This window comes from Brevibacillus porteri, assembly GCF_003013475.1.
GTDB lineage: Bacteria > Bacillota > Bacilli > Brevibacillales > Brevibacillaceae > Brevibacillus > Brevibacillus porteri.
The window spans coordinates 1-11520 of record NZ_PXZO01000070.1; the positions used below are offsets into that span (position 1 = coordinate 1).

General features: G+C 46.4%; 13 protein-coding genes, 1 tRNA gene and 1 riboswitch. Of the genes, 8 read left to right on the forward strand and 6 right to left on the reverse strand.

Features of this window, described 5'->3' with window-relative positions; genetic code table 11:
* Positions 1-68 precede the first annotated feature (68 nt).
* Together C7R92_RS30505 and C7R92_RS30510 are read right to left on the reverse strand one after the other, a co-directional pair.
* A tRNA-Thr gene (locus C7R92_RS30505) sits at positions 69-144 on the reverse strand.
* Between the two features lie 176 nt (positions 145-320).
* Positions 321-1190, reverse strand: coding sequence for a YitT family protein (locus tag C7R92_RS30510; protein WP_017251143.1), 870 nt, complete (start codon positions 1188-1190; stop codon positions 321-323).
* Positions 1191-1431: 241 nt separating this feature from the next.
* Here C7R92_RS30510 and C7R92_RS30515 point away from each other — a divergent pair, with 241 nt between their 5' ends.
* Entirely contained in the window at positions 1432-1728 is a 297-nt protein-coding gene (locus C7R92_RS30515; RefSeq protein WP_069848322.1) for a Fur family transcriptional regulator, read from the forward strand.
* Positions 1729-1797: 69 nt separating this feature from the next.
* Here the strand turns inward: C7R92_RS30515 and C7R92_RS30520 are convergent, their stop codons facing one another.
* Positions 1798-2640 (reverse strand): aldo/keto reductase, encoded by an 843-nt coding sequence (locus C7R92_RS30520; protein WP_106836722.1) that lies wholly within the window; start codon positions 2638-2640, stop codon positions 1798-1800.
* Positions 2641-2813: 173 nt separating this feature from the next.
* Between C7R92_RS30520 and C7R92_RS30525 the strand changes: the two genes are divergently transcribed.
* Complete coding sequence (locus C7R92_RS30525) at positions 2814-3173, forward strand: winged helix-turn-helix transcriptional regulator (protein WP_017251146.1); 360 nt, start codon at positions 2814-2816, stop codon at positions 3171-3173.
* 75 nt (positions 3174-3248) lie between these two features.
* Entirely contained in the window at positions 3249-4190 is a 942-nt protein-coding gene (locus C7R92_RS30530) for an aldo/keto reductase (protein ID WP_106836726.1), read from the forward strand.
* A gap of 16 nt (positions 4191-4206) precedes the next feature.
* Here C7R92_RS30530 and C7R92_RS30535 read toward each other — a convergent pair whose 3' ends face one another.
* A complete protein-coding gene (locus C7R92_RS30535; RefSeq protein ID WP_106836727.1) occupies positions 4207-5013 on the reverse strand; it encodes a serine hydrolase in 807 nt (268 codons plus the stop codon).
* A gap of 167 nt (positions 5014-5180) precedes the next feature.
* On the opposite strand from C7R92_RS30535, the gene C7R92_RS30540 reads away from it, so the two are divergent.
* Positions 5181-6293, forward strand: a complete 1113-nt coding sequence (locus C7R92_RS30540) for a GerAB/ArcD/ProY family transporter (protein ID WP_106836723.1) — start codon at positions 5181-5183, stop codon at positions 6291-6293.
* A gap of 19 nt (positions 6294-6312) precedes the next feature.
* Here C7R92_RS30540 and C7R92_RS30545 read toward each other — a convergent pair whose 3' ends face one another.
* Positions 6313-6993 (reverse strand): copper homeostasis protein CutC, encoded by a 681-nt coding sequence (locus tag C7R92_RS30545; protein WP_106836724.1) that lies wholly within the window; start codon positions 6991-6993, stop codon positions 6313-6315.
* Positions 6994-7011: 18 nt separating this feature from the next.
* Entirely contained in the window at positions 7012-8019 is a 1008-nt protein-coding gene (locus tag C7R92_RS30550) for an asparaginase (protein WP_167403245.1), read from the reverse strand.
* 173 nt (positions 8020-8192) lie between these two features.
* A riboswitch (PreQ1 riboswitch) is annotated at positions 8193-8236 on the forward strand.
* A gap of 94 nt (positions 8237-8330) precedes the next feature.
* Here C7R92_RS30550 and queC point away from each other — a divergent pair.
* From queC to queF, 4 genes are read left to right on the forward strand one after another with little or no spacing between them, the layout of a single operon-like run.
* On the forward strand, positions 8331-8999 hold the full coding sequence (queC, locus tag C7R92_RS30555) for a 7-cyano-7-deazaguanine synthase QueC (RefSeq protein ID WP_017251152.1): 669 nt from the start codon (positions 8331-8333) through the stop codon (positions 8997-8999).
* The gene (queD, locus tag C7R92_RS30560) at positions 8999-9487 is read left to right on the forward strand and encodes a 6-carboxytetrahydropterin synthase QueD (protein WP_106836725.1); all 489 of its coding nucleotides are present in this window, start codon (positions 8999-9001) and stop codon (positions 9485-9487) included. The genes queC and queD overlap by 1 nt, the downstream gene beginning before the upstream one ends.
* On the forward strand, positions 9484-10203 hold the full coding sequence (gene queE / locus C7R92_RS30565) for a 7-carboxy-7-deazaguanine synthase QueE (RefSeq protein WP_069848329.1): 720 nt from the start codon (positions 9484-9486) through the stop codon (positions 10201-10203). The genes queD and queE overlap by 4 nt, the downstream gene beginning before the upstream one ends.
* A gap of 42 nt (positions 10204-10245) precedes the next feature.
* The gene (queF, locus tag C7R92_RS30570; RefSeq protein ID WP_007729714.1) at positions 10246-10743 is read left to right on the forward strand and encodes a preQ(1) synthase; all 498 of its coding nucleotides are present in this window, start codon (positions 10246-10248) and stop codon (positions 10741-10743) included.
* Positions 10744-11520 lie beyond the last annotated feature (777 nt).

Consider the following 11520-nt stretch of genomic DNA (forward strand, 5'->3'; position numbering starts at 1 on the left):
TTCAGTTTTCAAAGAGCATTTCGCGCTATCAAGCGCTCTGATTCATTTCCCTACTACAGATTATGTAGTGGTGCCGGCGATAGGACTTGAACCCACAACCCCCTGATTACAAGTCAGGTGCTCTACCAATTGAGCTACACCGGCATTTGTTTGTTTTCGTTGTGTGCGTTTCGTGTGTGTCCCGCTCACGAGATTTAATATAGCACGTATAAATTTTAAATGCAATAGAAAATCTAAAATAATTTCATTCAGAATAAAAATCGAACAAAAAAAGAGCAGTGGAACGACTCCCCCACCGCTCTTTTCTTCTATATATAATATTAACCCGCTCGAAAGCCCTCTCCCAACACTTCCTGAGCAGGGCACAAAATAATGAAGGCATCTGGGTCCACGGAACGCACCATGATTTTCAGCTTACTCACTTCACTTTGGCTAACCACTGCCATGAGCACCTTACGCGCGTCTCCGGTATATCCACCAGCACCATCCAACAAAGTGACGCCACGATCCAAATCATACAAGATGGTTTCTCTCAGCGTATCTGTTTCATTCGAAATGATATAAGCGACCTTGGATGTATTCCAGCCCATCTGAACAATATCAATCGTCTTGCTGGTCACAAACAACGCGATTAGTGCATACAATGCTTTTTCTGGATCGAATACAATCCCTGCAAACAAGATCACTAGTCCATCAAATACAGCTACACATGCACCCAAGCTAAATCCTGAATATTTGTGGAGGATTTGTGATGCAATGGAAAAACCGCCCGTCGATCCTCTCCCCCGAAACACGATACCAATCCCAAGCCCTACCCCGATTCCCCCATAAATACTTGCCAGCAGGAGGTTCGTCGTTAACGGCTGCAGGTGACTGGTCAGCATGACACACAATGGGAGAACAATCGAACCAACCGCCGCCTTCATACTGTATTGCCGATCGAGTAGTTTAAATCCTAATAGAAACAAAGGAATATTCATTGCCCATTGCACGACTGCTGGAGAAAAGCCAAACAAGTTATGCAAAATCGTAGACAGCCCAGAAACGCCTCCAGAAGCAATTTGGTTTGGATTCAGAAACAGATTGAAACTTGTTGCCAATACTAGCGATCCTAGAACCAGCATGCCGTATTCGAGTATTTTTCGCTGCGGACTGTTCATCTGGATTGCGGTTCGTCTTTTTCGTGCCACATGGTTCCACTCCTGACATTATCACGTAAGCAAAATCCGCACATACACTACCATGTTTTGGTCGAAAAGAAAACCCCTATTTCCTCATCCCTCTTATGTAAGATTTACGCATCCCCCAGAAACATGCACGCGCAAGCCAAGAGCTGGATAAGATATGGAAAGAAAAAGTTGACTGCACACAAAATAAAAAGGATAATTACAATATAGTAATCATTATAATCTAAGAACGGGGTGACCTGTAATGGATCATCATATTGTCAGTGTCACACAACAAGTAAAACATCTAGGAAAAAGATTAACCATCCAAAGAAGAGCCGTACTCCTTCTTATGCTTAACAATCGGAAATACTATACAGCCAAAGACGTTTACCATGCTTTGAAGAACGAGATGCCAAACATCACACTCTCAACCGTTTACACCAGCCTGCGCTTTTTCGTGAAAATGGGTATTCTCAAGGAGCATGTTCACCACGACTCCCCCAATCAATTTGAATGTGTGGTAACCATGGACGACATTCAGTTGCCAGAAGTCATTTGATTCCTACTCCTTTTCCTCAACGAAAAAACTCCTGAAATCATCAGGAGTTTTTTTGTATGCTATCAGCTATTAAAAATCAAAGTTATCCGGGTCTGGACCAACTCGGTGATTTTGGTTCAGCGCGTGAATCATTTCCATGTCTTCTTTCGACAGTTCGAAATCAAATACGGATGCATTCTCGACGATTCGATGCTCCTTGGTCGACTTTGGAATGGTCACAACGCCATTTTGCAAATCCCAGCGTATAATGACTTGAGCAATGGTCTTCCCGTATTTTTCTGCCATTCCCTTTAGTACTGGATTGTCCAATAGTTGTCCTTGCATCAGCGGAGACCATGCTTCAAATTGAATCCCTTGCTCCTTGCAGTAGGCACGCAGTTCATCTTGGGACAGGCGCGGATGGAATTCCACTTGGTTCACCATCGGCTTAATCTCAGCGTCTTTAAGCAGTTCCTCTAAATGATGAACGTGGAAATTGCTTACCCCGATAGCTTTTACCAACCCTTTTTTGTATAGCGTCTCTAATGCTCTCCATGCTTCTTTGAACTTTCCTTCTACCGGCCAGTGAATGAGGTACAAGTCCAGATATTCCAGCCCGAGTTTTTTCAGGCTCGTCTCATATGCTTCCAACGTGGACTCATACCCCAAATCCGAATTCCATACTTTCGAGGTAACAAAAAGATCTTCTCGCGTGATGCCCGCTTCCTGCAAACCTGCACGGAGTCCACGGCCAACACCTTCTTCGTTGTTATAAATAGCGGCTGTGTCGATACTGCGGTATCCGTGCTTGATTGCTGTTTTTACAGCTTGCTCGAGCTCCTGACCTTCCTCTACTTTAAAAACACCTAGACCCACCCAAGGCATTTTTACTCCGTTGTACAGCGTAGTCGTATCTTGCAAATGTTTTGGCATAGCTTGTCTCCTCCATCTTTGGCTCTATGTTAGGATGACTGTTTCCAGTCGCCCAATGTGCTTCATGTCGTTTGACAAGTGTTATTATGAGAGAAACTAACCAAAAGAAAAAGTACGCACTTTTTTGTGTGATAAGCACCAAAAAGTACCTATCATTCAGGAGGAAATCAACTGTGAAGAAGAAGTATAACATATCAGTGGAAGCCACACTCGAAGTCATCGGCGGTAAATGGAAATGTGTTATTTTGTGTCACCTGACTCACGGAAAAAAACGTACAAGTGAGTTGAAAAGACTGATGCCGGGTATTACGCAGAAGATGCTGACGCAGCAACTGAGAGAGCTTGAAGACGATGGCATCATCAACCGGATTATTTACAATCAGGTTCCGCCAAAAGTGGAGTATGAGCTCAGCGAGTACGGCTGGACCTTGAAAAGTATTCTCGATTCGCTCTGCTTATGGGGCGAAAAGCATATCATTAAGGAATACGGCGACAAGTATGCTGTATTGGAAGAAAGTATCTTAAATCAATAATAGAATGGGAGTAGGTGAAGTGGCTTGGGAGCAATCGAAACGCCTGTATTACGTAAATTGGGCAGCTCAGACCTGATGCTTTCTCCTCTAGGCCTCGGCTGCTGGCAGTTCAGCAATGGACAGGGAATGGTAGGGAAGTTTTGGCCTGTCATTGGACCTCACGATGTTTTACAAATTGTACAGACGAGTTTGCGTGGGGGCATAAACTGGTTTGATACTGCGGAAGTATACGGCAAAGGTCAATCAGAACAGATGCTGGCAAAAGCCTTAAACGACGCCGGGCCACTAGCGGATTCCGCTCATATTGCAACGAAATGGTGGCCTGTCCTGCGCACCGCTAAAAGTATCGGGAATACAATCGACGAACGCATTCGTTTGCTCGATAACCGCACCATCCATTTGCATCAAGTCCACCAGCCATACTCCTTGTCTTCTGTTGCAAGCGAAATGAATGAAATGGCCAAGCTCATCAAACAAGGCAAGATTCAGAACGTGGGCGTCAGTAACTTTTCCGCCAAAAGTATGCGAGAAGCCGATCGCGTATTGCGCGAGCACGGTCTGCGTCTTATCTCCAATCAAGTGAAATACAGCCTGCTGGACAGAAGGATCGAACAAAACGAGATCCTGGATACGGCAAAAGAGTTGGGCATTGCGATTATCGCCTATTCTCCGCTTGAGCAAGGGATTCTAAGCGGCAAATTTCATAAGAATCCAGCCCTTGTCCAGTCCATTACAGGTCCCCGAAAATGGACATCCACCTTTCGTTCTGCCGGGCTAAAAAAGTCTCAGCCCCTCATCAAGGTCCTCGAGGAGCTGGCACACAGATATGATGCATCCGCTACACAAATCGCCTTGAACTGGTTGATTCACGCTCATGGTGAAACGGTCTTTGCGATTCCAGGCGCTTCCAAAGTCCATCATGCGGAGGAAAATGTCAAGGCCATGCGGTTTTCTTTGACATCGTCTGAATTGCAAGAGATCGATGCAGCCTCCAAGCACGTTTTAGCTATCAACTAATGAAAAAGCTGCCGATCTAATCAACAGCCAAAATGGCGTAATCATACACAGCTCTTCCCAGTAATCCTAGTGTGTTCAGAGCGGATTGAGCGGTTACATCTTTGGATAAGGCCGTAATGGAAAAGCAGCGATTGTTCGTATACAGCAAGCCTACATCATGCTGTCTGCCGGTATCCCAGCCCGATTTACACGGCAGTTCCCATGCAGGATAATTGGATTCTTCCTCATTTGGCAATTGGGACGGCAGACCATTACGGACTTGCTGCTTTTTCATAATGGCGATCATCTCTTTACAGGCACGCTCAGACAAATAACTGCCCGTTGCTATTTGACCTAGCATACTCGCAACATCTCCAGCCGTTATCTTATTGTTTTCTGTGATGTCGAGTGGATAAATCATCAGCTTGCGTGAATAACAGCTTTGGCGCATTCCCAGATCGATCATAGTCTGGTCGATCTTCGCTTTTCCTACCAAATCAATCAGCATATTTGTCGCCGTATTGTCGCTCTGAATAATCATGAGGGTCACCAAGTCACGAATCGTAAGCTTCAAGCCTGGAGAGAGCGCGTACAAAATCCCCGATCCCCCAACCAAATCCTCTTGGCGTAGAACAAGCGGATCATCCAATCGAAAATGCCCTTGCTCACTTGCCGCGAAAACGGCTGCCATGATCGGCACTTTGATCACACTCTCCGCAATAAACAGCTCGTCCGGTACATGCTCAAAACGGGTCCCTTTAGCTGAGCCTTGTTCCTCCACAACGACGCCCCAAGTCCCCTCCGCTTGTCCGATAATGGCCGACAACCTTATTTCCAGCTCCACAGCTTTTCTTCCTTTCTCCTGTTGGCTTATCGTTTCTTGCCGCTTCCCTTTTATCATACTATTCCGAAAACAATTCAGACAAGAGACTACACCTGCTTACGTTTCGTTTATCCATCCTGAACTTGGAAATAATACGTAAGATAAACCTACGGACAAGGTGAGACTTCATGCAGAACTCCGATAAGATTGGCAGCCGTCAATTTGTCATCCTCGTAACATTCATCACCATAGGAGATTCCATCCTGATCTTACCTTCCGTACCTGCGACTGAAGCAAGTCACGATGGATGGCTATCAGGATTGATCGGCATGGTACTGGGGCTAGCCATCGTATACTTGTTTTGTGTAGTCGGTCGCATCTACCCTGAACAAACGTTGATTGAAAAGAGCAAGCTCATATTTGGGCGTTGGCTCGGCACGTTCTTTTCTCTCTTCTTTTTGGGAGCTATTTTAATCAACGGCGCTGTCTATATACGGACGATTGGGGAATTCATGACCACGCACATCATGAAAGCAACACCCATCCATGCTGTCATGTTTCTATTCGTTGCCTGCGCCATATACGCTGTTCGATTAGGCCTTGAAGCTTTTGCACGGACCAGCGAAATTTTTTTCCTCTGGTTTGTCCTTACGTTCGTTATGTTTTTACTTTTGTTAAGCCCTCAGTTCCAATTCGAGAACCTTTTCCCCTTCATGGAAAATGGCATAAAGCCCGTCATAAGAGGAGTATTTGCAGTCACGGCTTTTCCCTTCTCGGAGCTGGTTATTTTTCTCATGATCACTCCGCTCCTCGATGCAAAACAAAAGCTCACGTCTGCTTTTTTGCGCGGAGCCATGTACGGTAGTATTTGTCTACTTGCCGTCATCTTCTCATCGCTTTTGGTGCTCGGCCCGGAATTAGTTTCCCGTGAGACCTTTCCGAGCTACTCCCTCGCCAAACGAGTCCATGTAGGAGAGTTCTTTCAAAGGCAGGAAGCAATGATGGCTCTCATGTGGTTTGTCTCCATTTATTTCAAAGTCGTACTGTATATGTATGGTTTCTGCGTGGGTATAAAGCAGCTTCTCCATTTAAAGGAGCATCAGTCGCTCACCATGCCCATTTGTATCTTATTTGTCGCCATCGCGATTATCATCGTTCCAAACGGAGCTTTTTTATACGAAACGTATACGTACTGGCCATTCTTTGATTTAACAAAAGGGTTCCTGTATCCGCTGATTCTCATCGTCGGTTATTGGATACGGAAGCAAATAAAAAACAAGCCGGCATCCCTCCAGAAATAAGATGTCGGCTTGTTTTTGCTTATAGTAGTTGTTTGATGGCTGCCACTCGCTCTGCATCGACGTATCGGAGAGCCTGTCCTTCTTCTCGTACTGCCGATCCAAAATGAACCTCTTTGACACCCGTACGTTTCACGAGGTCTCCCACGTTAGCCAGCGACAATCCGCTTCCTGCCAAAATCGTGAGCTGTGTGTTCTCCGTCAGCTTGACGAGCTGCTCGATGCAATCAGCTCCCTCTATGGCCGTTTTTTTACCGCCAGAAGTAAGAATGGTACGAACTTGGGGATATTCCATGAGAATACGCGCTGCTTCGATTTGATCTACAGCATCATCAAAAGCACGGTGGAACGTCACATTCAAAGTACCTGACTCTCCAAGTAACAGCTCCACTCCCCGCTGATCGAGTCTATTTTCTGGTGTCAGCATGCCAAATACGACACCTGCTGCCCCAAGCTCACGGATGATACGTACATCCTGTCGCATGACCGCAAGTTCTTCTGCTGTATAGCAAAACGATTGGCTATGCGGTCGCACCATGACGTTTACCGGGATGGAAACCGCCCTGACCACTGCCTCAATCAATCCCCAGCTCGGAGTAATGCCTCCCTCCAAAATTCCCGAGATGAGCTCCAGCCTGTCAGCTCCGCCCTGCTCCGCACGTTTTGCATCCTCAACTGAAGTCGCAATCACTTCCACTAGCATGATACTTCGCCTCCGTTATTAGCATTTGTTCAAAACAAAAACTGGTCGTTTCTCTCCTACCACCAACTGATTGTCGTTTTTAATGGCTTTTGGCGCCAGCGCATGCAGTCGGTCGATGGTTTCCTGATTCTCATACTGAATCTGCTCCAAGATCGATGCAATAATAAGCGGCCATACTAATTCAGAGCCATTCAGTACCTTAAGCGAGAAGCTGAGTCTCTCTTTTTTCAAAGCAAAGCCGTATACGCCCATCGCTCCGCCTTTGGCGATTATATTTTCATCCATTAAAAGCGCTGTACAGATGAAGTTGTGACTGGCAATGATCTCGGGACTGCTCGTCATCCAGCCTGTCACTCTCCCTACAGCCTCACGCGTCGTGTGATCCTCGATCAGATCCGGGCACGCGAGCTTTAGATATGCGATTGCCAGATGCTTCAGCGGCAGCGCAAAAACCGGGAAGCCACAGCCGTCGACGCTTAGCTGAACCTGCTCCTTTGGATAGTCAGCCAGGTTGGCAAACACCTCCAATGCCTCCTGTTGCGCTGGATGCTCTGCCTTATAGTAATCATGAGTGGAATATCCTTGATCCTTTGACAACGCCAAGTACCCCAAGTGCTTTCCTGCACAATTATGAAAGAGCCTGCGTTTTTCTATGCCTTGGGACAAGCAAGCAAACTTCGGTTCCTCGTTTAGTGGATAAGTCGGGCAAGTGAGCAATTCGTCTTCCTGAATGCCGGTCTTTCGTAAAATCGACTCCAAGCCTTCCATATGATAGACTTCACCACGATGTGAGGCCGCAAAGAGTGCTGCTTCGCTGCTGTTCAGTCCGAATTTTTCATCAATTTTACGTTTAGCGATGGGAATGGCTTGAAAGGGCTTCGCTGCGGAGCGCAATAAGGTGATATGGTTCTCATCTCCTGCCCGATAAGCCACCTCTCCTTTTTCATTCACGCCGCACACGATGCCGTTATGTACGTTCTCCAGAATGCCGCCGCGATATTCTTCCACGAAAGGGACATCTCTCATCAAAATCACCCGCTCCACTCCATGTTGATCGATTATGAAAAAAACACTAGCAGTAGCACCCTCCATCCGTCAATCTTTTTCCAAGCGATAATCCCCCCACTTCGGCGCAGATTGTTGTATAATGTCTCAAGGTGCCCATTTGGGTTCCACAAATAAGAAATCCGTGCATCTGCACGGGAGAGGTTCGCGAACTCCCTCTATAAAAAACTAAGCCGGATAACAGTACCTTTCTTTGGTATTGTTTTTGTTTTTTTGATGGAAAGTTCAAGAACTCTCTTTCTTCCAATTCAATTAAGAGGAGATGGAGAGCAATGAAAAAGGAAAAAGCCGTTGTCGTCTTTAGCGGAGGCCAGGACAGCACTACCTGCCTGTTTTGGGCGAAAGAGCAATTCGGGGAAGTAGAAACCCTCACGTTTGATTACGGGCAGCGACACAAGCTGGAGATCGAGTGCGCCCAGCAAATTGCCGCAGAACTCGGCGTCAAAAACTCCGTATTGGACATGAGCCTGTTAAACCAGCTCGCGCCCAATGCACTCACCCGCACAGATATTGACATTACCCAGGAAGAAGGCCAATTGCCATCCACGTTCGTCGACGGACGCAACCTATTGTTCCTTTCCTTTGCGGGCGTTTTCGCCAAGCAACGAGGAGCACGTCACTTGGTTACCGGTGTATGCGAAACGGATTTCAGCGGTTATCCCGACTGCCGTGACGCCTTTATCAAATCACTGAATGTGACGTTGAATTTGTCGATGGACTATCCGTTTGTGATTCACACGCCGCTCATGTGGCTGAACAAAGCACAAACGTGGAAGTTGGCGGACGATCTGGGTGCCTTCACCTATATTCGCGAAAATACCCTCACCTGCTATAACGGCATCAAAGGAGACGGCTGTGGCGAATGCCCTGCCTGCCACCTGCGAAAAGCCGGACTGGACACTTATCTTTCCGAGAAAAATCAACCTGGAGAACAAGCCTGATGAGCGCGAACTTTGATTTTCGTATCGTCGATCGCATGCAGGCACTGGGTACTCATATTCAAAAATCACAGCTTCGCTACCATAACAAACGCGTTTTGGTAAGCAAGGAATTTACTTTTGACGCTGCACATCATCTACACGCCTATGAAGGAAAGTGCAAAAATCTCCACGGCCATACGTACACGGTCGTCTTCGGCATCAGCGGCTTTCCGGACGAGATCGGACTCGTGATCGATTTCGGTGACATCAAGCAAATCTGGAAAGAGCACATCGAAATTTATTTGGATCATCGTTATCTGAATGAAATGCTCCCTCCAATGAATACCACCGCCGAAAACATGGTCGTGTGGATTTTCGAAGAGATGGAAAAGCAATTGCAGTCAGATGCCTACCGCGACCACTACAACGGCGCTCGTGTGGAGTTCGTTCGCCTATTCGAGACACCGACCAGCTATGCAGAGGTAAGACGGGAGTGGATGATGGAATGATCCCGGTCTTGGAAATATTCGGCCCTACGATTCAGGGCGAAGGAATGGTTATCGGACAAAAAACGATGTTTGTGCGAACAGCTGGCTGTGACTATCGTTGTAGCTGGTGCGACTCCGCTTTTACCTGGGATGGATCTGCCCGTGATGAAATCCAGCAAATGTCTCCCGAGGCGATCTGGGAGGAGCTCACTCGCTTGGGCGGGGACCGTTTTTCCCATGTCACGATCTCCGGGGGAAATCCTGCGCTTTTGACTGGCATCGGCGACTTACTCGCCCTGTTGAAGGAGCATGGCATTCGCACAGCAATCGAAACACAAGGCAGCAAGTGGCAAGCGTGGCTTCCACTGATTGACGACATTACGATTTCACCCAAGCCGCCTAGCTCCGGGATGGAAACAGATTTTCAAGCGCTTGATCGAATTGTACACGAGCTTTTGGAACAAAAACATCCAGGACTTAGCCTGAAAGTGGTTGTTTTCGACGACGCCGACTTTGCCTACGCACGCACCATTCATCAGCGTTTTCCAGAGGTACCTTTCTACTTGCAGCCAGGAAACAGTGATCTAACGGACGCTGATACGCCTCGGCTTCGGGATAAGCTTTTGGAGAGCTTTGAATGGCTAATCGATCATGCGATGGCGACACCTGACATGAATGACGCGAAGGTTCTACCCCAACTACATGCGCTTGTCTGGGGCAATAAACGAGGCGTTTAAACGATATTTTACTCACATGGAAGAAAAGAGGACTGTACTCATATGGCACATCAACAAGAACGCGATTTATCCTCCCTCACTCTTTTAGGGAATCAAGGCACAACGTACAACTACTCCTATGATCCGAGCGTATTGGAGTCTTTTGACAACAAGCATCCGTACCGTGATTATTTCGTAAAATTCAACTGCCCGGAATTCACGAGCCTGTGCCCGATTACCGGTCAACCAGACTTTGCGACGATCTATATTAGCTACATTCCTGACATCAAAATGGTAGAGAGCAAATCGCTCAAGCTGTACTTGTTCAGCTTCCGCAATCACGGCGATTTCCACGAGGATTGCGTCAACGTCATCATGAACGATTTGATCAAGCTAATGGACCCGCGCTACATCGAGGTATGGGGCAAGTTCACTCCGCGCGGCGGTATCTCGATCGATCCGTATTGCAACTACGGGAAACCGGGGACAAAGTACGAGGAGATGGCGAGTCATCGGATGATGAATCATGATATGTATCCGGAAAAAGTGGATAATCGGTAAAATACACTATATTATACTAGATAACAACCTTTCTATATCAAGGTTTTATAGCGTTCGTATTTTGTTCTTATTTAGTGATTTAGAGTGATTGTTGACGAGTTTCGTCAACAGTTCGTCAACAATCGGTCAACATCTTCTATCTGCTCTGGCATATATGTGTCAGAGCTTTTACATAGACCAAAAATCTTCTAACCTTACATTTGGATCAATTTTTCGTAAGGCTCTTATTATCCCGTTTGCAGTCTTTAGGTTAGGTGAATAATCATCACTGGACGCAGCCTTTGTGGCTGTGTCCTTGTTTATTCCCGCCTCTTTGCAAAGCCACTGCTGAGTGACCCCCCGTTGATCTATCCACTTACCAAGTCTTGAACGCTTTTTTCCTAATCCAAACATGTGATCACCCCATCCATCATTCTGGACAAGTATTCTAAATTGCATACACAAATTTCCGACATTATCGGAATATTGGACAAATCGTACATAACTAAACTGGGCTATTTATGTTTATTGTTTAATAAACCCATTTATCTTTGTAGTCATGTGTACGTAGATAAAAAGTAAGCATCTTGTGCAGAAGATCGAAGGAACACAAAAATGAAACCCGCACTTCACTTTCATTTGGTATTCGCACTGGAAGGTACGAATGGATAACAAAAACCCGTCTTCTTTGACGAGACGGGTAATGTCCATCCTTTATTTGCTGCTTATTTAGGGGTACCGCCAGCAAAACGCGGATTTACAACGTTAAGGGATTAAGAAAGCAAAAACAGCCGGTTT

Excerpts from the sequence above, each read along its gene's own strand:
- C7R92_RS30530 (WP_106836726.1), top strand. The coding sequence starts at position 3,249 with ATGCTTTCTCCTCTAGGCCTCGGCTGCTGGCAGTTCAGCAATGGACAG.
- C7R92_RS30545 (WP_106836724.1), bottom strand. The coding sequence starts at position 6,993 with ATGCTAGTGGAAGTGATTGCGACTTCAGTTGAGGATGCAAAACGTGCG.
- queC (WP_017251152.1), top strand. The coding sequence starts at position 8,331 with ATGAAAAAGGAAAAAGCCGTTGTCGTCTTTAGCGGAGGCCAGGACAGC.
- C7R92_RS30550 (WP_167403245.1), bottom strand. The coding sequence starts at position 8,019 with ATGAGAGATGTCCCTTTCGTGGAAGAATATCGCGGCGGCATTCTGGAG.
- C7R92_RS30520 (WP_106836722.1), bottom strand. The coding sequence starts at position 2,640 with ATGCCAAAACATTTGCAAGATACGACTACGCTGTACAACGGAGTAAAA.
- C7R92_RS30540 (WP_106836723.1), top strand. The coding sequence starts at position 5,181 with ATGCAGAACTCCGATAAGATTGGCAGCCGTCAATTTGTCATCCTCGTA.
- queF (WP_007729714.1), top strand. The coding sequence starts at position 10,246 with ATGGCACATCAACAAGAACGCGATTTATCCTCCCTCACTCTTTTAGGG.
- queD (WP_106836725.1), top strand. The coding sequence starts at position 8,999 with ATGAGCGCGAACTTTGATTTTCGTATCGTCGATCGCATGCAGGCACTG.
- queE (WP_069848329.1), top strand. The coding sequence starts at position 9,484 with ATGATCCCGGTCTTGGAAATATTCGGCCCTACGATTCAGGGCGAAGGA.
- C7R92_RS30515 (WP_069848322.1), top strand. The coding sequence starts at position 1,432 with ATGGATCATCATATTGTCAGTGTCACACAACAAGTAAAACATCTAGGA.